This is a genomic window from Pedobacter jeongneungensis (assembly GCF_039538295.1).
Taxonomy (GTDB): domain Bacteria; phylum Bacteroidota; class Bacteroidia; order Sphingobacteriales; family Sphingobacteriaceae; genus Pedobacter; species Pedobacter jeongneungensis.
The window spans coordinates 275993-300818 of the sequence record NZ_BAABBY010000001.1; the positions used below are offsets into that span (position 1 = coordinate 275993).

At 40.8% G+C, this 24826-nt stretch carries 16 protein-coding genes; 15 read left to right on the top strand and 1 reads right to left on the bottom strand.

Going from position 1 to position 24826, the window contains the following annotated elements; genetic code table 11:
* Window positions 1–75 precede the first annotated feature (75 nt).
* The 7 genes from ABD769_RS01250 to ABD769_RS01280 all read left to right on the top strand — a co-directional run bounded on the left by ABD769_RS01250 (window position 76) and on the right by ABD769_RS01280 (window position 14563).
* Window positions 76–1008 (top strand): ketopantoate reductase family protein, encoded by a 933-nt coding sequence (locus ABD769_RS01250; protein WP_344848651.1) that lies wholly within the window; start codon window positions 76–78, stop codon window positions 1006–1008.
* Between the two features lie 592 nt (window positions 1009–1600).
* Window positions 1601–4801, top strand: a complete 3201-nt coding sequence (locus ABD769_RS01255) for a SusC/RagA family TonB-linked outer membrane protein (RefSeq protein ID WP_344848654.1) — start codon at window positions 1601–1603, stop codon at window positions 4799–4801.
* 25 nt (window positions 4802–4826) lie between these two features.
* The gene (locus ABD769_RS01260; protein WP_344848657.1) at window positions 4827–6383 is read left to right on the top strand and encodes a RagB/SusD family nutrient uptake outer membrane protein; all 1557 of its coding nucleotides are present in this window, start codon (window positions 4827–4829) and stop codon (window positions 6381–6383) included.
* A gap of 835 nt (window positions 6384–7218) precedes the next feature.
* Window positions 7219–10362 (top strand): SusC/RagA family TonB-linked outer membrane protein, encoded by a 3144-nt coding sequence (locus tag ABD769_RS01265; protein ID WP_344848660.1) that lies wholly within the window; start codon window positions 7219–7221, stop codon window positions 10360–10362.
* 12 nt (window positions 10363–10374) lie between these two features.
* Window positions 10375–12255 (top strand): RagB/SusD family nutrient uptake outer membrane protein, encoded by a 1881-nt coding sequence (locus ABD769_RS01270; protein ID WP_344848663.1) that lies wholly within the window; start codon window positions 10375–10377, stop codon window positions 12253–12255.
* 131 nt (window positions 12256–12386) lie between these two features.
* Window positions 12387–13409 carry a LacI family DNA-binding transcriptional regulator gene (locus ABD769_RS01275; protein ID WP_344848666.1) on the top strand — a complete coding sequence of 341 codons (1023 nt, stop codon included), beginning with the start codon at window positions 12387–12389 and terminating at the stop codon, window positions 13407–13409.
* Between the two features lie 266 nt (window positions 13410–13675).
* Window positions 13676–14563: a polysaccharide lyase gene (locus ABD769_RS01280; protein ID WP_344848669.1), complete on the top strand. Its 888-nt coding sequence runs from the start codon at window positions 13676–13678 to the stop codon at window positions 14561–14563.
* Window positions 14564–14787: 224 nt separating this feature from the next.
* Here the strand turns inward: ABD769_RS01280 and ABD769_RS01285 are convergent, their stop codons facing one another.
* Window positions 14788–15909, bottom strand: a complete 1122-nt coding sequence (locus ABD769_RS01285) for a chondroitinase-B domain-containing protein (protein ID WP_344848672.1) — start codon at window positions 15907–15909, stop codon at window positions 14788–14790.
* A gap of 312 nt (window positions 15910–16221) precedes the next feature.
* On the opposite strand from ABD769_RS01285, the gene ABD769_RS01290 reads away from it, so the two are divergent.
* The 8 genes from ABD769_RS01290 to ABD769_RS01325 all read left to right on the top strand — a co-directional run bounded on the left by ABD769_RS01290 (window position 16222) and on the right by ABD769_RS01325 (window position 24667).
* Complete coding sequence (locus ABD769_RS01290; RefSeq protein ID WP_025142534.1) at window positions 16222–16719, top strand: cupin domain-containing protein; 498 nt, start codon at window positions 16222–16224, stop codon at window positions 16717–16719.
* 139 nt (window positions 16720–16858) lie between these two features.
* Complete coding sequence (locus ABD769_RS01295; RefSeq protein ID WP_344848683.1) at window positions 16859–17587, top strand: acyl-CoA desaturase; 729 nt, start codon at window positions 16859–16861, stop codon at window positions 17585–17587.
* 789 nt (window positions 17588–18376) lie between these two features.
* Window positions 18377–18706 carry a DUF1475 family protein gene (locus tag ABD769_RS01300; protein ID WP_344848684.1) on the top strand — a complete coding sequence of 110 codons (330 nt, stop codon included), beginning with the start codon at window positions 18377–18379 and terminating at the stop codon, window positions 18704–18706.
* A 41-nt stretch (window positions 18707–18747) separates the two neighbouring features.
* Window positions 18748–19581 (top strand): DUF1295 domain-containing protein, encoded by an 834-nt coding sequence (locus ABD769_RS01305; protein ID WP_344848686.1) that lies wholly within the window; start codon window positions 18748–18750, stop codon window positions 19579–19581.
* A gap of 160 nt (window positions 19582–19741) precedes the next feature.
* The gene (locus ABD769_RS01310; RefSeq protein ID WP_344848688.1) at window positions 19742–20773 is read left to right on the top strand and encodes an SAM-dependent methyltransferase; all 1032 of its coding nucleotides are present in this window, start codon (window positions 19742–19744) and stop codon (window positions 20771–20773) included.
* Window positions 20774–20918: 145 nt separating this feature from the next.
* Entirely contained in the window at window positions 20919–22163 is a 1245-nt protein-coding gene (locus ABD769_RS01315) for an NAD(P)/FAD-dependent oxidoreductase (protein WP_344848689.1), read from the top strand.
* Window positions 22164–22605: 442 nt separating this feature from the next.
* On the top strand, window positions 22606–23418 hold the full coding sequence (locus tag ABD769_RS01320) for a DUF1365 domain-containing protein (protein ID WP_344848691.1): 813 nt from the start codon (window positions 22606–22608) through the stop codon (window positions 23416–23418).
* Window positions 23419–23428: 10 nt separating this feature from the next.
* Window positions 23429–24667, top strand: coding sequence for a class I SAM-dependent methyltransferase (locus tag ABD769_RS01325; RefSeq protein WP_344848692.1), 1239 nt, complete (start codon window positions 23429–23431; stop codon window positions 24665–24667).
* Window positions 24668–24826 lie beyond the last annotated feature (159 nt).

The following is a 24826-nucleotide window of genomic DNA, read 5'->3' on the forward strand; positions in this document are numbered from 1 at the left end:
TTCGGCTGTTACGATTAAATAAACTTGTTAATTCCGTAACTAATTACGTAATTTGTTTAGTTAATAAAACAGTTGATGAGCAATAATCAGAATATCTATGTCATTGGTAAAGGCGTAATTGCAAAAGCATTGGCCGTTGCACTCTCATTACAAGGAAAAAATGTAACCATAATCCGTGGAAGTGTTGATCATGGTGAGGCTTATCACGAAAATATCTTCGTCAGTACCGGAGATCAGACTGTGAATGCAAAAATAGCCATCAACACATTTGCCAGTCACGATAAACTCGACGGACTGATCCTTTTGGCCAATAAATCTTTTGGAAACGATAAACTTGCTGAGCGCCTTGAAAAATACGGAAAGGATTTGCCGATCGTTTTCCTGCAAAATGGACTGGGTGTGGAAAAAGCTTTTATCGACCGGGGTTTTACCCAATTGTACAGGTGCGTGTTAATGGCTACCAGCCAGGTTATAGCAGAAACGGATGAAGTGCGTTTAAAAGTGGTTGCACCATCACCCATCGGAATAATTAAAGGCTCAAATGAAAACTTAAACGAAATTGTAAAACAGATTGATGCCAGACTTTTTCCTTTTCGGGTGGAAGAAAATATCCAGGTTCTGATCTGGAAAAAGGTAATTACCAATTGTGTATTCAATTCCATTTGTCCGCTGCTCGAAATTGACAACGGTGTTTTTCATAGAAATGCTGCAGCACTTAAAATCGGGGAAAAAATTATTGCAGAATGTATTGCTGTTGCCAATGCGAACGGTATAATTTTAACCGTTGATGATGTTAATCAAAATGTGCTGGCGATTAGCAAAATGTCTGACGGGCAAAAAATATCAACCTATCAGGATATACTGAATAAGCGTGAAACAGAGATTGAGACTTTAAATTTTGCAGTAGCTAAACTCGGTCGTATCTCTGGCTATGATTTGCCCTTCACTTCTATGCTAGGCGAAATGACCAGGCTTAAATCTGAGCTTTTTAGGGAGCAAAGGCAATAACTCAAAAGGTTACAGATAAAGTGATGATCACGCCATATTTCATCAACACGAATTTGGGCTCAGGATTTTATAAATTTGGCCCTTATCAGAAAATTTATCAGATTTTCTGAACTAAAATTAAAAAGAGTCTAAAACTTATATTGCGTTAGCGCTGACAACGTTATTTTTTAATTTTTATTATGTCTGTTTGTTCAAAAAAATTAAATCTGTAAAAATAATCATACTATAATCTGATTAATACGGTTGAGTAAGAATTAAATAGCAAAATAATATTCTTGATTTTGTGGTAAAATAGTTAATATTGGGTAGATAAATCGTTTTATCCATAACCAAATATAATGAAGAGCCCAGGTACATTTACTTCGTATTGTGCAGTGCACCCCTGTGTAGTTAACACTGATGTCTGTTTATCCTATCCCTATCCCAATCCCGTAATTACAGGTTGTCCCACTGTTTATTGCCTAAAGCCTTCTGATTAATTTATTGATGATTTCCAGGTCAATTATTCTGTTTTGAATAGTTGATAAAACGTTTTACCCGTAATTGGGTGAAGAATAGATAATTAACTAAACATTAACTAAAGCAAAACTAAATGAAAATCAATCTACTCAAGATTTCAGGGCTTTCTGTGCTTTTTCTGCTCAACAGTCCTGCATTTTCAATGAATCCGGTTGCCGCAAAATCGAAGCGGTTTTCTGTTCTGGATGTGCCTTTTGGCCATATTCAGAGCCGAAAAGTAATCACCGGAACCGTATTGGATGAAAAAAATATGCCCATCCCCGGGGTCGGCATCAAAAACATCACTTCGGGTAAAACGGCAGTAACAGATGAATCTGGTAAATTCAGCATCGAGGCCAATTCTGGCGAGGTAATCCGCTTTTCGTACGTGGGGTATCAGAATAAGGATGTAACGGTAGGAGAACAGAACAACCTCAGCGTTAAAATGGCCGTTGCCGAAGCCAGTAAATTGGATGACGTAGTGGTAATCGGTTATGGAACCATAAAAAAGAGCGACCTTACCGGTTCTGTTGGGGTGGTAAAGGCCAGCGAATTACAGGAGCGCCCGGCACCATCATTAAACCAGGCTTTGGCTGGTCGTATTTCGGGTGTGCAGGTAAATACCAACTCGGGTAGACCGGGCGGGCAGACCAACATTAAAATCAGGGGTTTCAGTTCCATCAATACCAGTAACAACCCGCTTTATGTGGTAGATGGGGTGGCTTTACCGGTAACTACCCAAACACAGAACAGTAACGCCATCGATTTTATCAACCCGAGCGATATTGCCTCGGTAGAGGTATTAAAAGATGCATCGTCAACTGCAATTTACGGTGCCAGGGGTGCCAATGGTGTAATTTTGATTACCACTAAAAAAGGAACTTCCAACTCGCAGCGGGTTACTTACGATGCTGATTTTGGCATTAATACCCTGGCTGCGCACCATGTTAAAATGCTTGATGCCAATGAATATGTAAAAGTTCAGGATCTGGCTTACGATAACATTAAAGTGTACGATCCGGTAGGATGGGCAGCAGGTAATTATGCTTCAACGCCTGTTCCTAAAGCAGCAAGGATAGCATTGCCGCAGTTTTTTGACAGTAACGGAAATCCATTGTACAATACCGACTGGTTAAAAGAATCTACCCAGAACAAACTTTCGCAAAACCACCAGTTAGGGTTTACAGGTGGAAATGAAAACAATACATACGGCGTTTTTGTGGGTTACCGCGATGATGAAGGCTTATTATTAAATTCTTATTTAAAACGTTATTCGGGTAGGTTTAACTTCGAAAGTAAAATTAAAACCTGGTTAAAAGTGGGTGGTAATTTAAGCTACAACAACCAGAACGAAAATATTGTAGATCAGGGAACAGGCGGACTAAACTCAGTGCGTATGATTACTGAAGCATTTCCTTTCCTCCCAATTAAATTAGCTGATGGCAAATGGGGCGATAATAAGCTGATTCCATGGGCTGAGGGCGGTTCTAACCCGGTACACATTTTAACCGATCAGCGTTATGGCATGGTTACACAAACCTCATTGGGAAGTGTTTATTCGACCATCAGTTTCAGCAAAGATCTTGAATTCCGTACCCAGTTGGGCGCCAATATTGTGAGCCGAAACATCAATGAGTATAACGCGAAACAATTATACGGCATCTCAGACGGACAAAACGGAACGGCTAACGTAACCAACGATCGCGAAACTTTCTGGTCGTTAGAGAATTATTTAACCTATAACAAACGTTTTGCCGAATCGCACGCCATTAATGCTTTATTGGGTATTTCGTGGCAGGCCACCAATTTCTTCAGCAATACAAGCCACGCTGAAAACTTTGTGACCGATTTTTACGGAAACAACAATATGGGGTCAGGCAGTAAATCCATTACCGTGGGTTCGAGCCGTAACCGGTCTGCTTTTAACTCTTATTTTGGAAGGGTAAACTATGCTTTTCAGGATAAATACCTGGTAACGGTTACCGGTAGGGTAGATGGATCGTCGAAATTTGGCGATAACCATAAATTTGCCTTTTTCCCTTCGGCAGCATTGGCATGGAAAGCTTCAGACGAAGATTTTCTTAAAGGAAACAAAACCGTTTCTAACTTAAAATTAAGGGCCAGTTATGGATTAAGTGGTAACTCTGAACTTCCGGCTTACCAATCATTAGCCACTTTGGTTAATAACTCGGCCATTATTAACGATACCAGGGTAACGGGTATCGGAATCGGAAGGCTGGCCAATCCGGATCTCGTTTGGGAAAAAACTGCGCAGGTTGATGCAGGTTTAGAACTGGGTTTATTTAACAACCGCATTAATTTAGAAGCCGATTTGTATTACAGGAAAACAACCGATATGTTGCTTGACGCACCGGTGCCTCGTACTTCAGGTTTCTCGGTAATCAGGAAAAACGTGGGTTCGATGCAGAACAAAGGTTTGGATTTAGGTATCAACACGGTAAACATTCAAACAGACGATTTTACCTGGAAAACCAGTTTCAACATCTCTCTTAACCGTAATAAAGTGCTTTCTTTGGCTACGCCGGATGATATTTTTGGTGTAGGTAACCCGAATTTCACTAACCAGACGGGTATCATCAGGGTAGGTGAGCCGGTAGGTTCATTCTGGGGATTAGTGCGTTTAGGTACCTGGAGCGAGGCCGAAAGGGCAGAGGCTGCTAAATATGTGAGCTACCGTGGTGGTAAAACATTGCTTCCGGGCGATATTAAATACCTGGATGTAAACGGCGACCATGCCATTACCGATGCCGATCGTCAGATTATCGGAAACGGAACGCCAAAAGGATGGGGATCGTTCTCTAACTCCTTCCGTTATAAAAATTTAGACCTGATTGTAGAACTTCAATATTCTTACGGTAATGATGTACTGAACATGACGCACCACTCTGGTGAAGACAGACAGGTACAGGCCAACAGTTTTGCCAGTGTATTAAACGCATGGACGCCTCAAAACCAGGATACACCGATTGCGGCGATCAGGGATCAGGCTGCTGGTTATGTTACCAACGTAGATACCCACTGGCTGGAAGATGGTTCTTTCATCCGCGGTAAAAACCTTTTACTGGGTTATACCTTTAACAAAACGCTGGTAGAAAAATTGCGCTTAAACAGGCTACGTGTTTATGCATCTGTTCAGAATTTCTTCCTGGCTACCAAATATACCGGTAACGACCCGGAGGTAACCACTTACGGAAACGTATTTGCACAGGGACAAACATTTTTCGATTATCCAAAACCAACCACTTTTATGGTAGGCCTAAACATTGGATTATAATATTAACTTAAGAAAGGATATTAAAATGAAAATCAATATAAAAAATATCGCTGCCGTGTTATTGCTAGGTGGTGCTATCATCGGAAATTCGGGATGTAAGAAGTTTTTGGATGAAACCGATCCGACCAATCTTTCGCCCAACAGTTTTTATACGCTGCCAGAACATGCCGAAGCAGGTATTGCAGCAGTTTATTCGGAAATCAGGTTTATTGGAAATGGTGCTGGTATTTTCTCCAACAACTGGCAAATGCTCGATGCCCCGACGGGGATCCAGACTACAGAAACTGCGCAAAACTCCGATCTGAACAACTTATATTCACTGATTTATGATGGTTCTAACCTACATATTAACCAAAACTGGAATGGTTTTTACAAAGTGATTGCGCAGGCCAATTTAGTGTTGGATAAAGTACCGGGGATTAGCCCGATGGATGCTGCACAAAAGAAAAGGATTCTGGGAGAAGCGTCTTTTATCAGGGCCTGGGCTTATTTCTACCTGGTGCGTTTATGGGGCGATGTGCCGTTAATTACCAAGCCAATTACCAGTCCTAATGATCCTAATTTTGCCCCTTCCAGAACACCACAGGAGCAGGTTTACAAACAGATTGTGGATGACCTGGTTTCGGCGGAAGCTGCAGGTTTACCTTACATGGATGGAAGCGGACGTGTTTCTACAGCTGCTATTAAGTCAGAACTGGCTAAAGTTTATTTAACCATGGCTGGTCAGCCACTGAACAAAGGTGCTGCATATTACAGACTTGCGGCTGATAAAGCAAAAGAAGTGGTTGATTATGCTGCGGCAAATGCAGGGAGTCTTGGTTTGTACACCACTTATGGTGCCATACACGATGCTAAAAACGATAATAAACTGGAACACCTTTTCGGCATTCAATATAATGATGCAGCCGGAGCAGGTAATCCCTTACAATCGTCTTATTTACCATTGCACCAGCCTTTGGTTTCAAAAATCGACGGTATCGGTACTTCAATTCCTACCCAGAGTTTTTACGGCTCTTACGAGGCTGGCGATTTAAGGGCGAAAAACAGGGATGGTTATTTTTTCACTGATTATTATACTGATGGCTTTAAATTACCATTGATTAACCGTGGCAAACCTTATATTTTTAAGCACTTTGATATCATCGCAAATGGTACGCTGGGTGTAGAAGGTACCAGCAGGAGTGATTTAAACATTCCGCAGATTCGTTTTGCCGAAACGTTGTTAATTTATGCTGAAGCGCAGAACAGGGCCGATGGAGCGCCAAATGCGGCAGCTTATACCGCGGTAAATGCCATCAGAAAAAGAGCACAACTGGCTGATCTGGCAGGTTTAAGTCAAACACAGTTTGAAGAAGCCGTATGGAGAGAGCGCTGGCATGAACTATGTTACGAAGGCATTACCTGGTTCGATATGGTGCGCCTGCGTAAAGTGTACAATGAAGATACCAATGGTTTCGATAATTTTGTTGGCCACATTAACAAAAGTGTAAACCAACCTTTGCAAACCAAGCATTTGCTGTTTCCGATTCCTACACCGGAAATCAAAAATAACCCTAATTTAACTCCAAATCCGGGTTATTAGAAGGGTTTCTAAGGGTCGGTGTTACACCGGCCAAAAATAATATTTAATAAAGAACGGGTGCCGGATATAGTCTGGCACCCGTTTTTGTTAGCGGGATTGAATAAAAGTTTCCTCATTCCTGCGCAGTCCGGAATCATTATGTAATCCTAATGGTGGGTGTCTAACCGGCCATAAATATCGGGCACCCGTTTTTTCTAATAAACTATTTCGAACCATCGTTTTTGTTGCAGAGGGGATGGAAGGAAAAAAACGATTTTATCACTTTTTATTTGAGTAATTGTGCATTACAAATGCAAATATCACTAGTCCTCGTTAAAGACCGAAGCAACGCGTAGTGAGAATTTACGCATGATTCTCCGTGTTTTTCTGCGCTTCCGTGGCAAACAATTAAAGAAAATACATGATACCTTATCTGTGTGTATCTGTGTTATCTGTGGTCAAAATCCTTGTTCAGCCTTCAGGATAACAGCAGCCGAAGAGACTTTCTACAGTTAAAATGTCGAGATCCCCAAATTAATTACATCGTTGTAAATTCAAACTGACGCAGTTTTTGGGCTTATCTGGATTATAGTTTTTTACATCTCGCCCCACTCGTTTTTATATTAGATAAAATAAGCCTAACCAAATAACCATGTTCAAGAATCAACCAATATACCCAAAGGGTGGTATTATTCATTTTTTTTCCGGCTGATTTCTCATTTAATCAGAAAGCCTTTTACCAGTTTTTGTTCAGCCGTACCTATTTCAATATTGAGATTTTATTGCGAACATGAATCTGGCAGGTTTTTACTTAGGTAAGAATCAACAGCAACTAACCATTAACTAAACTATAAATATGAGTAAGATTTACAATCAGAGGGGTATATTCCTATACCTCAAGCGCACCTGTACGGGTAAAGCAAAAAAAATAATCATGATGCTCCTCGCGCTCTTTGCAGGTTTCAATGCTCTTGCACAAACCACTGTTGTGGGTACCGTTAAAGATAATAAAGGTGTAACGCTTCCGGGGGTAAATGTAAAGGTGAAAAACACACAGGTAGCTACACTTACAGATGCCCTGGGTAAATACACCATCAAAACCGAAAGCAACAACCCAACGCTTGTGTTTACCTTTGTTGGCTTCACTACACAGGAAGTTCCTTTAAACGGGCGTTCTACAATCAATATTACTTTAGAGGATGCTTCGCAAGGGCTTAACGATGTTGTGGTAATCGGTTATGGCACTGCCCAGAAAAAAGATGTTACCGGGGCTGTTTCTAGCATTAAAGCTACCCAGCTTGAAAACGAAAATCCAAATAGTGTAACAGATATTCTCCGCGGTAACATTCCGGGTTTAAGTGTGGGGTTTAACAATAGTGCCAAAGGTGGCGGAGATCTGCTGGTGCGTGGAAAAACTACCCTTACCGGTACTACCACACCACTGATTGTGTTGGACGGGGTGATCTATATCGGTCAGTTATCTGATATCAACCCCAACGATATCGAATCAGTAGATGTACTTAAAGATGCCAGTTCGCTTGCTGTTTATGGGGCAAAAGCTGCAACAGGTGTAGTGGCCATTACCACTAAAAAAGGTAAAAGCGGTGCACCAACCATTAATGTAAATGTAAACTTTGGTATGGCAACCCTGGCGGGCGACCAACCGGTGTACGATGGCCCGGGTTTTTTAAACTGGCGTGCCGATGTACAACGCAGTGGTGGTGTTAATCCGCCATACATTTATAACGATCCGAATAATTTGCCGGAAGGGGTAACTCTAACGCAATGGCTAAACGGGCAAACGACTTCCAATCCAACTGACCTATGGCTAAGCCGGCTGGGCTTATTGGCCAATGAAAAAGCGAACTATCTTGCCGGAAAAACAACCAACTGGTACGATATGCTTTTTGTAACAGGGCAACGCCAGGATCATACGCTGAGTTTGAGCGGTAAAAAAGAAGAAGTTTCCTATTACATGTCCTTAGGGTACCTTAAAAATGAAAGCATTATTGCGGGTGGCGGTTTCAGTACTTTCCGTACCCGTTTAAACCTAGAAGGTAAAGCCGCCAAATTTTTAACCCTTGGTATGAACCTTCAATTTGCCGACCGTGATGAAGGGGCAATTGAAGCACAGTTTTCGCAGCTGCCTGATTTATCTCCTTACGGCGATTTTTATAATGCTGATGGTTCTTTAAGAAGGATCCCGACAGATGATAACGGCCTTAATGCCCGTAACCCCTTTCTCGATCCTACTTATAATTCGAGGTTACAAAAGCAAAGTACCTTATTTGGGAGCATTTATGCCAAAGTACAACTGCCTTTTGGCATTACCTATCAGGCCAATTTCAGTCCGGGTTTAGATCAGTACCGTACTTTTAACCACCTTTCTTCTAAAAATCCTAATGTTGCCACCCCGGGCGGTTCTGCAACAAGGGCACAGGAAACCAGGTACAACTGGCAGTTAGATAACCTCTTAAAATGGAACAAAACTTTTGCTAACGATCATAATGTAGATGTAACCTTACTGGTGAATGGCGAAAAATATTCAACCTGGTACACCCTTGCGGGTAATGAAGGTTTTGCCCCAACGGATGTACTTGGTTACCATAACATACAAAGTGGCAATAAACCAACTGTAAGCAGTGATGATAAGGTATATACCGGCGATGCCTTACTGGCCAGGGTAAATTATTCGTATAAGGGCAGGTATGCTTTAACTGGCTCCATCCGTAGAGATGGTTACTCTGCATTTGGTGCGGCTAAAAAACGTGCTAATTTTCCGGCTGCTGCTGTAGCCTGGACAGTAAGCGAAGAAAGTTTTTTGAAATCGGCTAAGTGGATCGACTTTTTAAAACTCCGTTTATCATACGGTATCAACGGAAACCGGGAGATCCGCGATAATAATAATGTGATCGATCCTTATGTGGCCATCCAAACCTTAGATGGAGGAAAATACCAATCGGTTAATGGCAGCGGAACACCGGCTGAAGTAAATACTGTTGTTAACAGCTCTCGCTTAGGCAATCCAAACCTGGAATGGGAAAAAACCAAATCTTTAAACCTGGGTCTGGATTTTGGCTTTCTGAATAACAGAATCAGCGGATCGCTTGAATTATACGACAAAAAAACATCCGATCTTTTAATCAGCCAGACGTTACCTTCTGCAGGGGGCTATGTAAATGTTAATGCCAATTTAGGGCGCGTAAACAATAAAGGTATAGAGCTGGGCATTACCACCAAAAACTTTACAGGAGGAAACATTACCTGGAGCAGCACTGCAAATTTTTCGCTTAACCGGAATAAAATTGTGGCTTTGGCAACACCGAATGACGATCCCGGAAACGGATGGTTTATCGGTAAAGATATCGACGTGATCTGGGAGTATAAAATTTTAGGGGTTTGGCAGGAAAACGAAGTGGCAGAAGCCAATAAATTTAACAAAGGCATTAAACCGGGCGATTTTAAATTGTTGGATGTAGATGGCAATTATGTGTATAATGATCTGGATAAACAGTTTATCGGTTACAGAAGTCCGAGGTTTAACTGGTCGTTCCGCAACGATTTCAATATCTATAAAAACTTCGATTTTTCATTTCAGTTCATATCGAGCTGGGGCCAGCTCAGGGCCGATAACCAGACCAAAAACCAGCCGGGAAGCGTTGGCTTTGGCCGCTCGAGTTCGTACGTGGTACCTTACTGGACTCCTGGTAATCCCATTAACGATTATGCGCGTTTAAATTCTGGCTTAAGTGGGGTAAGTTTCAACGCTTATCGCAAAAGTTCATTCATCAGGTTAAATACCATTGCCCTTGCCTACAGTTTGCCAAAAGATTTTTTGGGCAAGCTTAAAATCCAGAACGCAAAAATATATGCCAATGTAAGTAATGCAGGCGTATATGCGCCAAACTGGAACCAATGGGATCCGCAAACTGCAGACGGTAACGGAAATCCTGTGCCAACCCCAAGAGTTTACACTTTCGGACTGAATGTTACCCTTTAAAAAATAATGAAGATGAATATCACATATAAAAAAATAATTCCGTTTGTAGCCCTCGCTGTGCTTTTATCAGCAAATGGATGTAAAAAATCGAATCTCGATTCAGAATTACTATCAAAGCTGGAGCCTCAAACCGCTTTAACGAGTGTTGCTGCGATGAAAGCGGCCATTGCAGGGATTGGAGCCAATGTGCGTAAAGAGTTTACCGGCGATATGGCACCCATTGTTACCGAATCTATCTTTTCGGAAGTAGCAGTAGATGGAACAACCGATAAAAGTACGCAGGCACAGGATATGGATACCAGGGTAACGCCGGATGCCAATTTGGATAACCCGGATTTTAACAGGATCGGGTTTTACTGGACCGAAGGTTTCAGAGGCGTACGGATGGCCAATACTGTAATTACCTATATCGATAATGTAACCTATAAAGATGAAGCCGAAAAAAATGCCATCCTTAGTGCAGCCTATTTTTACCGCGCTTATTACTATTACCGTTTGGTACATCAGTTTGGCGATGTGCCCTTAAATTTAAAAGACATTACCGCACCAAAGCTGGATTACTATTCGACCAGGCGCGAGGTGATATTGAAAAAAATGCAGGAAGATCTTTTGTTTGCCGAAAAATGGTTAAAAGATGGTGTAGACCGTGGCGATGTAACCAAAGGTGCCTGCAGCCACTTACTTACAAAGATTAACCTGGCTTTAGGAGATTTTGATGCAGCCATTACCTCTGCCAATAACGTAATCAATAGCGGTACCTATAGTTTAATGCGGAACCGTTTTGGAAGTACCGCCAACGACGCCACCAAAAATGTGGTGTGGGACCTGCACCGAATGGATAATAAGGCCATTGCAGCTAACCGCGAAGCCCTGTTTTTAACCATTGACAGGGAAACCTTGCAGGGCGCTACCGACCTCGGCTCGCAGGTAATGCGTAATTGTGTTCCGGCATGGCACTTTGCCAATTTAAAAACACCATCAGGAGCTACCCAGGCCATTGTTGATGGCGTAAATGTAGAAATTCCCTTAACGTTAATGTACGGCAGGGGAATTGGACGTTATCGTGGCACGGCTTACAGCACTAAAAACATCTGGACAGATAATACCGATTACCGCCATGCACCTGGTATGTGGATGAACATGACCGATCTGGTTTATAACAACCCGGCACTTAAAACCTCTGCCAATGCAACAGAAAAGGCATTATATGGCAAGCCATTGGTTGATGTAACACCTGCCAACGTAAATAATATGTTTTTAAATAAGGGATTGGATACCATCCGTCATTTCTTTGGCTGGCCACATTACAAAACATTTATTAATTCTACCAATGCACTGGCCGTTGATAAATACTGGACGCCACCAAGAGGCACCAATACCGACTGGTACATCTTCCGTTTGGCCGAAACTTACCTGCTAAGGGCCGAAGCATACTATTGGAAAGGCAATTTGGCTTTGGCCATGGCCGATTTAAACCAGGTACGTTCGAGGGCAAATGCCGCATTATTAACCGATGCATCAGCAATTACCATCGGAACAATATTGGATGAAAGGGCAAGAGAGCTTTATTACGAAGAGCCACGCAAAACTGAGCTTACCCGTATTGCTTACATATTTGCCATGACCGGAAAGCCAGCATACAATGGGAAAACCTATAACCTGGCCTCTTTTTCTGACAATAATTTCTTTTACGACAGGATTATTGAAAAGAACGATTTTTACCGCAATAAAGTGCCAACCATAATGGGGGTAAACTTTAAAATTTCTCCTTATCATGTACTCTGGCCTGTTCCGGCAGCGGCACAGCGTTTTAATACAGGCGGCCGTATCAATCAGAATAAGGGATATACCGGTTACGAAAATAATGTGCCGGCACTTGATAAAATTCAATAATTATTACTTGTTAAGGGGGGAGCGTCTTTATAAACGCTAACCCCTTGTTCTTAACTTTTAGTAAGTTATAAGATACCAAACTTCAAACACTACCCGCCCCACACTTTTGTAACGCCAAATATCCCGTACCTATGGAAAATAAACCTGTTACATTAAAACTGATTGCCAAAGAACTCAAACTATCCATTTCTACCGTTTCCAAATCATTAAAAGATTACCCGCGGATAAAAGAGAGTACAAAACTCAGGGTAAAAGAGCTGGCTGCACGGTTAAATTTTACGCCTGATATTTCGGCATTAAGACTCAGGGATCGTAAATCAAGGATTATTGGCATCATTTTGCCCAATCTTTCCGACCATTTTTTTACCCGTAGTATTTATGGTATGGAGCAGCTGGCAACGGCCAATGGTTACAATATCATCATCAGTCAATCGCATGATAATTTTGAAATGGAAGTAAATGCTGCGGCTACACTGTTAGGTTCGCGGGTAGATGGACTGATTGTGGCCATTTCGAAACAGACATCGGATTTTGCACATTTAGACCAGTTCGAGAAAATCGGGATCCCCGTGGTTTACTATACCCGGAATCCTAGTTTTAACCTCAACTGCCATAAAGTTTTAGGGAATACACACCAGGGCTGTTATATGGCAACCGAATACCTCATCAATAGGGGGCATAAAAAAGTGGCCTACCTTGGCGGACCAAAAATGGTTAATTTTAGTCACGATCGCTTTTCGGGTTATATCAATGCCCTAAAGGATAACGATATACCTTTTAATGCCAATCATGTAGCTTATACCGATTTCGACGATGCAAATACACTTACAGCCATTAAAAACCTGTTCAGTGATCCCGAAAACGGTCCGACAGCATTGGTTGCTTTTAAAGAAAAACTGCTTTTTGATACCATAAAATTCCTTAGGTCTATAGCACATCCCGAACTTAAAAAACTCGAATGTATTGGCTTTGGTAACGATCCGATTATTGCCTACCTCAGTTCGCCTCCAATTGCTTCAATAGAAGAAAATCCCGAATCGCTGGGCGAGCAGGCTGTTGCTTTATTGGTTAAACTCATTCACGGCGATATTGATGCCAAAGATTATAAAAAGGTAATTGTAAACTGTAACCTGAAAATCCACCAAACAGCATAATTGACTGTTAAAAAGGGTTTTAATGCTGTAGCGTATGCCTTAAAGCGATCATTATTTCAATCGTTGTAACAACAACAGGAATGGGTTTTTCTGTTTTTAAGATGGGCTTCGTCTTTTTGGGTTTACATTTTTATTTAAGTTAGTATATCAGATAAATCACTAACCAAAAAGATAAAAAAAACATTAAAAATTCCGTAATAAACTATCCAGGATAGGAGTTACACTTAGCAAAAACACTAACCAAATTTAAATCTAAAAAAAATTACATGAACCTAAAAATGAACCCGATGCATTTTATTGCATCCCTATTGCTTGTACTTTCTCTAAGTTTTTATGGCTGTGAGAAAGATAAAACAGAAGAGCCAACCCCAGGCAGTATTAATTCTCCGGAGAAGCTGGCCTCTGCCAATCCCGCTGCAGCCGCCGCAGCAGTTTATCCAAGTAACATTAATACCGGATTTAACCATGCCGATGGTGCTTATACTTATGGCGAAGCCAGTGCCGATTTTGGTGGTGCCAGTTTAACCGGCTGGAACGAAAGCAGGGCCTATATTTCGGGTAACTGGGCCAGGGCTACTTTGGCGCCCAATTCAGTATCGAATGGTTTAATTGCTGGTGCCGATATTTCAGATGGTTCTGCTTACGAAGCTACTTTTAAAGTCCGTTTCCATAGTCAGTTTGATTGGAGCAGGGGTGGAAAAGTTGGTTTCGGCTTCCTGATTGGTGAAGGAAATACCGGATGCGATATTGCCAGCGATGGTAATGGCGGAAGTTTGCGCCTTATGTGGTACAATACCGGTAGCCGCGTATTCTTTCAGCCTTATGTGTACCACAGAGATATGGCCGGCCCTTGTGGCGATACCTTTGGTAAATCGTATCCTTCATCAGGCAGCCTGGTTAAGGGCGATACCTATACTGTTCACCTTTATGTAAAAAGCAACACCGGATCGAGCAAAAACGGTTGGGTACAGGTAATCATCAACGGTACAACGGTATTGGATCAATCAATCCGCTGGACAACCAACGATGCACAACGTTTAATCAACAGGTTATCGTTCCATAATTTTAGAGGCGGAAAAGATGTAGCCGTATGGGGCTCAAGCCAAACCAGTTACATTTATTTTGATGATCTTGTGGTAAATAAGATCAACTAATTATAAAAACGATCTGTTTTAAAAGAGTAACCGTCATTTCGACTGGAACGCAGTGGAATGCCTGCCCGTACAGGCAGGAGAAATCTATCTCGGGATAGATTTAGCTTCGCTGAGCCTTCGGGTTCTCGGCTGCATTGCACCCCGCTCGAAATGACGTTATTTTTTGAGGGTGTAAACTCATCTGTCATTCACATTAATTTCAATAAAATACCAGAAATGACGACTTATTTTTCTACCACCTTATCCTTAACATTTTTAAAACCATTACCTCCAATCGTATTATTAAAAGGAGCTACATTTTGCATTACCGGCGAAGGATATCTTTTCGTATCAAATTTCCCAGTCCAGTTTGCATCCTTACTATCGCCGATCAAAATTCCTGTTGTGGCGTTTGAAATTGTGTTGTTTTTTATTATACAATCACTTGCAGCAATATAAAAACCAATTTCATCTTTTCCTTTCGCCATGCCATACATTAACCTGATGGCTGTTGCAATGCCATCAATTTTATTATTAATGATCTGATGGCCGGTGCCATTTACGCGGATACCGCCTGTACCTCCTTTAAAAGTATTATCCGCAATTACGCAATCGTGGCCGCCACGCATCACCAGTTCGCCATCGTTATCTTTGAAATAATTGTTCAGGTATTTGTTTTCGCTGCTTTTATTGCTGATCACTTCATTTTCGCCATTGCAATGGATAAACCTGTTTTTGCGGACCGTAGTTTCTGGTTTTTGATTGCCCAGCAATACCGGATCCTGTCCAACCTGCACACATTCGCCACCATTCGCATTTGGCCAGCTTACTTTGTTTTTATCCCTGAAAATGTTGTTTTCAATCAGTGTAAATTTCGGGCAGGCATCTTTGGTTATTTTAACCTGCACATCCTGATTATCTACGTTCGAAATAAAATTACAACCCTCAACTATGTTATTGCTACCATTCCCTGAAATAATGACCAGGGGTGTAAACTGAGTTTTAACCTGGTTTGAAGAAAAACTGCAGTCCGATATTCGGCAATTATTACTGATACTAAGTTCGATAAGTACACCAGTTTTAGTTAACACACAATCTTTAAAGTTAATTCCTTGAATAAAAACATATGCTCCGGAAATGCTGAATATCGGTTTGGTAACATTACCTGAAAAAGTAACCATACCTGGTTTTTCTGCCTGTATCATGATAGGCTTTAGCGAAGTTCCTTTATTGTTAATATTTACAGACCAATCTGTATAATTTCCATTTTTAATCATAACCTTATCTCCCGGCATCAGTATGGATTGAATGGCCCTAAACTCCTGCTCTGAGCCAATACGGTACACTTTGGCAGAGGTTTTTTGCATGAAGATTAAAGATAATAAAATGCAGATACTGAGTTTCCGGATCATCATTAGTGCAGGTGTTATGTTTCTTCAAACATACTAAAGCAAAGGCTGATATCATGATTAATAAATCGATTTTATCATCAATTTTACAGCATTTAACAGGCGTATGAATGGTTTTTACCTATGCAGTTGGCGCCTGCTCAAAAAAATAAAAGGTACGAAAGGCCTTTTTTAATTTATTAGGCTTATTTTTGCGGCAATTATAGAACCATACAGGCCATATTTTATGCCTGTAAACCTCGACAATCATTAGAAAACAAATAATTATCAATGACAAACGACAAAAAAGAAATATTCGAAAGCGTAGCACAACGTTTAAAAATTGAAGGTTTTAATGTAGTAAACCGCGATGAAACCCGTCCATGGGGTGGTTTCTTTGTGATAGATGAAGCGCAGGCACAACAATTTGCCGATACTTATTTTGATGGATTAAATGTAGAAGACCTTAAAATTGGTGGTAAATTAAGTCCGAAAATTTTAATCGTTGCTCCAAACACACGTCTTTCGTGGCAATATCACCACCGCAGGGCCGAAATATGGCAAGTAGTAACCGGTACTGTTGGTATTAAAACCAGCCAGACCGACGAAGAAGGTGAAGTGAAAAAATATGCTCCAAAAGATCAGATCAAATTACAACAGGGCGAACGTCACCGTTTAATCGGTTTAGAAGACTGGGGAGTTGTGGCAGAAATCTGGCAACATACCGATGCTTCGAACCCATCAGATGAAAGCGATATTGTTCGCGTTCAGGACGATTTCGGCAGATAATAAAATATACACATAAGATCCTGTTCTATCGCATTGGAACAGGATTCTCTTAGTTTAAACGCTTAAACAAAAGCAGTTTTTCTATACGCTGGAAAACTAAACGCCCTCAAACTACGTTTATAAAGCATACACATCATACATGATCATCTTCATTTTTTTTCTTTGTCATTGGTTTTTATCCCTGTTTAGTCAAACCTTTTTCCTTCACCGTTACTCATCGCACAAGATGTTTAAAATGGAGCTTTTTTGGGAACGGTTTTTCTACCTGGTATTGCTGATCTCGCAAGGTTCATCATTTTTAAATCCAAGGGCTTACGCCATTTTGCACCGGATGCACCATGCATACAGCGACACAGAAAAAGATCCGCATTCGCCACATTTTTTTAAGGATGTTTTCGGGATGATGATTGCTACGAAGAACATGTACATGAATTACCTGCAGTTTAAAATACAGCCAGAACCTGCTTTTCAGGGTAATTATCCAGAATGGCCTATTGTAGATAAAATTGGCAATTCGTGGGCCTGGAGAATTGCATGTGGTTTATTTTACATCGGTTTTTATATTGCTTTTGCCAACCATTGGTGGCTGTTTATCTTATTGCCGATCCACTTTTTAATGGGACCACTGCATGGTGCAATTGTAAACTGGTGCGGGCATAAATACGGTTACTCTAACCATGATAACGACGACCACAGTAAAAATTCCTTACCCTGGGATTTCTTATTAATGGGAGAACTTTTCCAGAACAACCACCACAAAAAACCCAATAGCCCAAATTTTGCCACTAAATGGTGGGAATTTGATCCAACCTATCCGGTAATGAAAGTTTTGCACTGGATGAAGATTATTAAAATCAGGAAGGTTTAAGAGGAGGGTTAAGCTTAAAAACTAAGCTCAAAGCCATGGTTTGTGTACCATGGTCTGTGTCCCATAGTCCATGGTCTGTGTCCCCACAGACCATCAAGTTCTCCTAATTGATTGTTAGGGAACTTATTAGCCACGGATGCACTGAAAACACAGATTTACCCCGCGATCGTCGTTTCGACCGCAGTGGAGAAATCTAATTTGTTTCATACTTTTTTGTGTACCATGGTCTGTGTCCCCACAGACCATCAAGTTTTCCTAATTGATTAATTGTTCGGGGAACTTATTAGCCACGAATGCACTGAAAACACAGATTTGCCCCGCGCTCTTCATTTCGACCGCAGTGGAGAAATCTATTTGTTTTTTATCGCCCTGGGCTGTGTCCCCACAGACCATTAACAAAATTTTGGTTGTTTCTTTTTCCTTCCTTATACTGTTTTGTGTTCTCTAAACCTGACAGCAGCTAAAATCCTTTTTGATCGCACTACCATTAATATGCTGTCATGCTGAGGCACGAAGCATCTGTTCCCTATAAAACAGACGCCTGAACCAGCGCACAACAGCACCACAAAAAGATTGAAGCGAATGGCAGGACTATCGTAACCGATAAAAACCAGGCCCTGCTTTTCAAAAAAACACTACTTCTTTTTGCCACTGATGTACAGAAAACAAGGAAAATTGCCCGCGTTTATCATAGGAGTGGAGTTGAAGAATAATTCAGACCTTACAGTAAAATCTTTTTTGCTTATCTTACCGTATATACTCCAATCTGTTTTAAAATTCAATCATTTGATGATCAATTTCCTCAAAATCGTTTTCTCTGCACTGCTCGTTTTTATGTGCTATAAAGTAATAAGTACCTCATTAGAAAGCAATTTGTTCGAACAATGGGATTTTCTGGGCAGCATCCCATGGATGCGTGCCACCTTATGGGATTTTTATGCTAACATCTTCATTATTACCCTTTGGATGTTCTATAAAGAAAAAAGCATTATTCTTAAAATCTCTATTGCCGTTTTGTTCGTATGTTTAGGAAGCATAGCAACCCTGGCTTATGTTTTAGTGCATTTATTCAAACTAAAAGATGGCGAAGGTGTTAGAGAATTGCTGGTAAAAAGGTAGAAGGCAAAGGTATAAGGCTGAAGGTAAAAACCTAAAGTAAAATGCATTTCCTTAAACCTTATGCCCTAAACCTTAAACCTTTTATGGATTACAAACATCTACTATTCATCGCACTCATTTCGCTAATTGCCTGCTGTTTTATTATGGCCATGGTTTGGCTTTGGGCTAAGAAAATAAAAAACGCTGGCGTGGTAGATGTTTTCTGGGCACTGAACTTTCCCGTGATTACGCTGATTACTTTTTTTTTGTCAGACGGTTATGATCCCCGAAAAATATTAATCTGTGGCATGTTTTTACTGGCCGAATTGCGATTAGGTATTCATCTTTGGCAAAGGGTAATAGGTCATTTGGATGAAGAAGAAGGAAGATACCAACAGCTCCGTAAAGAATGGGACGATAAAGCTGACCGAAACTTTTTTGTGTTTTTTCAGTTTCAGGCGATTTCCAATGTTATCCTTGCCGTTCCGTTTTTTATCATCACGGCAAATCAATCGCAGGGAATTTCTGTTTTAGAATTTATTGGTGCTTTAGTATGGGCAATCGCTTTTTTCGGAGAAATGATTGCCGACCGACAGCTTGCTGCCTTTAAAAAAGATCCCCTCAATAAAGGCAAGGTTTGCGATACCGGATTATGGTACTACAGCCGCCACCCCAATTACTTTTTTGAGTGGTTAACCTGGATGGGGTATTTTATTTTCGCGCTGGCTTCTCCATGGGGTATTCTGGCCATCATTAGTCCCGCCATTATTTTATATTTATTAGCAAAAGTTACCGGCGTTCCAAATAATGAGGAGCAAAATCTGCGGAGTAAACCTGTAGCTTACAAGAAATACCAGGAAACAACAAGCGCCTTTTTTCTGTGGAAGAAAAAATAGTCGGAAGACGGAGGTCCGAAAGACCGAAGTTTAGGGCGGCTGGCAAATCCGAACAAGTAAAATTAACATCAACCAATCCGCCATTAGGCGTTTTGCGTATAAAATAATAACACCGGACATCCGACTTCGGACTTCCGACCATCAAACTCCAAGCTTAAAAATGTGGTACGATAAACTTTTAGAAAACGACAAACTTCCGGATACCGCTTTGCGTATCGGCATCAGAAAATTATGTAAACAGCGCCTTGACGATGAAACATTGGGCGATGAAGAGTTGCAGCAGGAAAAATTTATGGATCTGGTTACAGAACTGAAACAATCGCCAATTGCCGTAAACACAGCCGATGCCAATGAGCAGCACTATGAGTTGCCTACCGAATTTTTTCAATATTGTTTGGGCAAAAACTTAAAATACAGCAGCGGTTACTGGAAACCTGGCGTTAAAGATATCGATACTTCTGAAGATGATATGCTAGCTTTAACCTGCAAAAGGGCAGATTTACAGAACGGCCAGAATGTTTTGGAACTCGGCTGCGGCTGGGGATCGCTTTCTTTGTATATGTCGGCTAAATTTCCGGAAAGTACTTTTACCGTGGTATCTAATTCTGCAACCCAAAAAATCTTTATCGATGAAACGGCAAAACAACGCGGAATCCAGAATTTAACAGTTTTAACTGCCGATATGAACACTTTTACCATCGCTGATACTTTCGATCGTGTGGTTTCGGTAGAAATGTTTGAGCACATGCGCAATTATAAATTTCTGCTCAATAAGGTGGCTTCTTTTATGAAACCTGATGGAAAACTTTTCGTGCACATATTTACCCATAAAACCCTGGCTTACAAATTTGAGGTGATTGATGAAACCGATTGGATGAGCAAATACTTTTTTACCGGAGGGATTATGCCTTCGAACCATTTATTTTTCTACTTTAATGATGACCTGAAAATTGATAAACACTGGGTGGTAAATGGAACCAATTATGGCAAAACTTCCGAAGCCTGGTTAAGCAATATGGACAAACATAAAAAAGAAATTATGCCCATTTTAGAACGCACTTACGGTAAAGATCAGGCTGTAAAATGGTGGGTGTACTGGAGGTTATTCTACATGTCATGCGCCGAGCTGTTTAATTACAATAAAGGAAACGAATGGATGGTGTGCCATTATTTGTTCGAAAAAAACAAATAATGTAAAAGGTAAGGATGTAAGATGTGTAATGGAGGCAGCGATATGCCCGTCATTCATCTTACATCGTCCATTTTCCATCCTTCATTTATATTACCTTTTCCATCATCCATATTACGTTTTCCATTTTACATTATCATCTTACATCATGCAGACACTCGCCATTATCGGCTCCGGAATAGCAGGCATGGGTTGTGCCCATAAATTGCAGCATAAATACGATATTACCCTTTTCGAAGAGCTCGGTTACATCGGTGGTCATACCAATACCATTACGCTTGAAGAAGATGGAAAGCCCATTTATCTGGATAGTGGTTTTATGGTTTTTAACTATCAAACCTATCCAAATTTAACAGAAATGTTTGCTGAAATTAATGCCCCGGTAATTAAAACCGACATGTCTTTCAGTGTGCAGTTTTTGCCTGAAAAATTAGAGTACAGTGGCTCAAGCTTAAACCACCTTTTTGCACAGCGAAAAAATTTGTTCAATGTTTCTTATTTAAAAATGTTGATGCAGATTAACCGCTTCAATAAGCAAAGTGTAGAGATTTTGGATAAACCTGAATATCAGGATTACTCGATTGGCAGATTTTTTAAGGAATTTGGTTACAGTGATGATATGCTCTGGCAATACCTCATCCCAATGAGTGCTGCCGTTTGGAGTGCCCCGATGGAACAAATTCTGGATTTCCCGGCCGTTACCCTGATCCGTTTTTTTAAAAACCACGGTTTTTTGGGCCTCGATACCCAGCATCAATGGTACACGCTGCAGAATGGAAGTCAGGCTTACCGCGAAAAACTGATCGCGCCATTCCGCGACAGGATCAAAATCAACAATAAAATTGTTTCGATAAGGCGTTTGGAAAACGGTAAAGTTGAAGTGGAAAATCAAAAAGGTGAAAAGTTCGAATTCGATAAAGTAATTATGGCCAGTCATGCCGACCAGACTTTCGAAATCGTAAAAGATAAAACCGCTTTAGAAACCGAGTTGCTTTCTAAATTTAAATACCAGTTAAATAAAGCTGTGGTGCACACCGACGAAAAGCAGATGCCGGAAACCAGACTGGCCTGGAGCAGCTGGAATTACCGTGTAGAGAAAAAGGGCGATAAGTTATTGCCAAGCACCATTTACTGGATGAACAGTTTGCAGGGCGTTTCTAAAAAGCAGAATTATTTTGTCTCCATTAACCCTACGGATACATTAAATCCGGAAAAGATTATTAAAGAAATCGATTATCATCATCCTTTATTCGATGTTCCGGCCATGCAGGCACAGGAGCAGTTGCATAAACTAAACGAAACCGGCCCGATTTATTATTGCGGCAGTTATTTTAAATATGGTTTTCACGAAGATGCGTATAAGAGCGCGGTGGATTTGTGTAGGGGACTGTAATGTAAGTTACCGTCATTTCGAGCGAAGTGCAACGTAGTCGAGAAATCTGTCTAGAGATAGATCTCTCTCCCGAATATTCGGGACGTTCCGGTCGAGATGACGAATCGAAAGATAATCCACAAGAAAAAGCGTAGATTGTAATTACAATGGAATTTAACTCAAACATCTACACTATTTTTCCTCGGTCTGTGTCCTCACAGATCGAATATTAATTAAATGGACTGTGAGGACACAGGCCATGGAATAGAGCGCGGTGGATTTGTGTAGGGGGATGTAATGTAAGTTACCGTCATTTCGAGCGGAGTGCAACGTAGTCAAGAACCCGAAGGCTCAGCGAAGCTAAATCTGTCTCGAGATAGATCTCTCCACTACACTGCGTTCCGGTCGAGATGACGAATCGATGGAAAGATAATCCGCTAAAAAATCGTAAATTGTAATAACAATGAAATTTAATTCAACTATCTACACCGCTAAGGTCATGCACCATCGCCTGGCACCCAAAAAACATTCTTTTTGGTACAGGGTGTATATGTTCTACATCGATCTGGATGAGTTGGATCTGCTTGCTAAAAAGCTCCGTTGGTTCAGCCGGAATAAATTTAACCTGTTTTCCTTCCGCGATGCTGAGCACCTTCAGTTGCCGAAAGAAAATCCGGACCAGAGCAAAAACACAAGGCAACATGTTGAAGAGTATTTAAAAGAAAATGGCGTTGAGGGCACTCAGCTTAAAATCAAACTGCTTACCAATCTCAATGTTCTGGGTTATAATTTTAATCCCGTTTCCTTTTATTATTGTTTCGATCAGGAAGAAAATCCGGTTTGTTGTGTGGCCGAAATCAGCAATACTTACCGCGAAATGAAACTTTTTTTCTTTGGGAAAGATGAGCTGGACGGCGACACCTTTAAAAAAATCACCACCAAATATTTTTATGTTTCGCCTTTTATCGATCACGATGATTCATTCGATTTTAAATTAAAAGTACCAGCTAATACGCTCGATATTAAAATTAACGACCTGGATAAGACCGGTAAATTATTTTTTATCAGTACCTTAATGGGTGAAAAAAAACCTTTAACCAACGCGGGATTGCTGCGGTATTTTTTCTCTATACCCTTAATTCCCTTGCAGGTAATGGGCATGATCCACTGGCAGGCCTTTAAGCTTTGGTTAAAAAAAATACCATTTCATCCAAAAGCCAAAAACCCTGAACTGCAACGCAACGTATATAAACCCTATAAACCACAAATTAAATAGATCAAAGATTATGAATACGCTTACCGCTACCAGAACATCAACGGGTTTTTTCGAAAGGGTGGTGCTTAACGCACTTTCCAAAATGACTTTAGGGAAACTGGAACTTTCGTTACCTAACGGCGAAACTTTGGTTTTTGGAAACGGTGAACATAAAATTGAAGCGCATATCCAGGTTAACCACCCTGATTTTTTTAAATCAATTGCCCTTTATGGCGATATCGGCTTTGGTGAAGGTTATACTTCGGGCCTTTGGGATACCACCAACATCACCAATGTAATTAAATGGGTAATCCTGAATATCGAAAACGCACCTTCGGTTACCGGTAGCAAGGTAAAATCTATTGCGTTGGGCATTTTTAAATGGGTAAACAAGATTTATCATGTGCGCAGGGCAAACACTTTGGCCGGATCGCAGAAAAATATTTCGGAACATTATGATCTGAACAACGATTTCTTTGCTACTTTTTTAGATAAAACCATGACGTATTCCAGCGGTTACTTTAACCCGGAAGATTTAAGTTTAGAAGAATCGCAATATGCAAAATACGACCGTCTGGCCAGGCAGTTAAAAATTAAAGCGACCGACCATGTGCTGGAAATTGGAAGTGGCTGGGGCGGAAATGCCATCTTTTTAGCCAAAAATTATGGCTGTAACGTTACTTCGGTTACCATTTCGAAAGAGCAGCAGAAACTGGCTATGGAGCGGGTTCGTGCAGAAGGACTGGCCGGTAAAGTCTCGGTCATCATTAAGGATTACCGTAAAATTGAGGGTACTTTTGATAAGATCGTTTCTATTGAAATGCTCGAGGCAGTTGGTCACCAGTATTTGGAAACCTATTTCGAAAAATGCCAGGAGCTTTTAAAACCAGATGGAATTTTTGCTTTTCAGGTAATTACCTCGCCGGATTGCCGGTACGATAAACTGCGCAACGGGGTAGACTGGATCCAGAAACATATCTTCCCGGGGTCACTTTTACCTTCCGTAGCCGCCATGAACAAAGCCATAAATGAAACCGGCGATTTAACCCTGGTCGATTTAAAAGATATGGGTTTAGATTATGCCCGCACCCTTCATTTATGGTTCATAGAATTTAATAAAAACCTCGATAAAGTGAAAGCACTGGGCTTTGATGAAACCTTTATCCGCAAATGGAATTATTACCTGAACTATTGTGAAGCAGCCTTTGCCATGCGGAATATTAACGTAATGCAGATGGTTTACTCGAGACCGAATAATATTTCACGATAGGGATGTAAGATGTATTATGTAAGACGGATGATGGGGAATTTCCATTTTCCATTATCCATCTTCCATTTTACATGTCTCCTTTTACCGATAAAACCATATCATTCACCGAATAAAATATAGAGTTAGAATAAAAAGTATAGCGTATAATTGTAACAAAAT

Coding starts and splice junctions, on each gene's coding strand:
- ABD769_RS01295 (WP_344848683.1), top strand. CDS start 16,859: ATGATCATCTTCATTTTTTTTCTTTGTCATTGGTTTTTATCCCTGTTT.
- ABD769_RS01280 (WP_344848669.1), top strand. CDS start 13,676: ATGAACCTAAAAATGAACCCGATGCATTTTATTGCATCCCTATTGCTT.
- ABD769_RS01265 (WP_344848660.1), top strand. CDS start 7,219: ATGAGTAAGATTTACAATCAGAGGGGTATATTCCTATACCTCAAGCGC.
- ABD769_RS01285 (WP_344848672.1), bottom strand. CDS start 15,909: ATGCAAAAAACCTCTGCCAAAGTGTACCGTATTGGCTCAGAGCAGGAG.
- ABD769_RS01250 (WP_344848651.1), top strand. CDS start 76: ATGAGCAATAATCAGAATATCTATGTCATTGGTAAAGGCGTAATTGCA.
- ABD769_RS01300 (WP_344848684.1), top strand. CDS start 18,377: ATGATCAATTTCCTCAAAATCGTTTTCTCTGCACTGCTCGTTTTTATG.
- ABD769_RS01320 (WP_344848691.1), top strand. CDS start 22,606: ATGAAATTTAATTCAACTATCTACACCGCTAAGGTCATGCACCATCGC.
- ABD769_RS01275 (WP_344848666.1), top strand. CDS start 12,387: ATGGAAAATAAACCTGTTACATTAAAACTGATTGCCAAAGAACTCAAA.
- ABD769_RS01260 (WP_344848657.1), top strand. CDS start 4,827: ATGAAAATCAATATAAAAAATATCGCTGCCGTGTTATTGCTAGGTGGT.
- ABD769_RS01315 (WP_344848689.1), top strand. CDS start 20,919: ATGCAGACACTCGCCATTATCGGCTCCGGAATAGCAGGCATGGGTTGT.
- ABD769_RS01290 (WP_025142534.1), top strand. CDS start 16,222: ATGACAAACGACAAAAAAGAAATATTCGAAAGCGTAGCACAACGTTTA.
- ABD769_RS01325 (WP_344848692.1), top strand. CDS start 23,429: ATGAATACGCTTACCGCTACCAGAACATCAACGGGTTTTTTCGAAAGG.
- ABD769_RS01270 (WP_344848663.1), top strand. CDS start 10,375: ATGAATATCACATATAAAAAAATAATTCCGTTTGTAGCCCTCGCTGTG.
- ABD769_RS01310 (WP_344848688.1), top strand. CDS start 19,742: ATGTGGTACGATAAACTTTTAGAAAACGACAAACTTCCGGATACCGCT.
- ABD769_RS01305 (WP_344848686.1), top strand. CDS start 18,748: ATGCATTTCCTTAAACCTTATGCCCTAAACCTTAAACCTTTTATGGAT.
- ABD769_RS01255 (WP_344848654.1), top strand. CDS start 1,601: ATGAAAATCAATCTACTCAAGATTTCAGGGCTTTCTGTGCTTTTTCTG.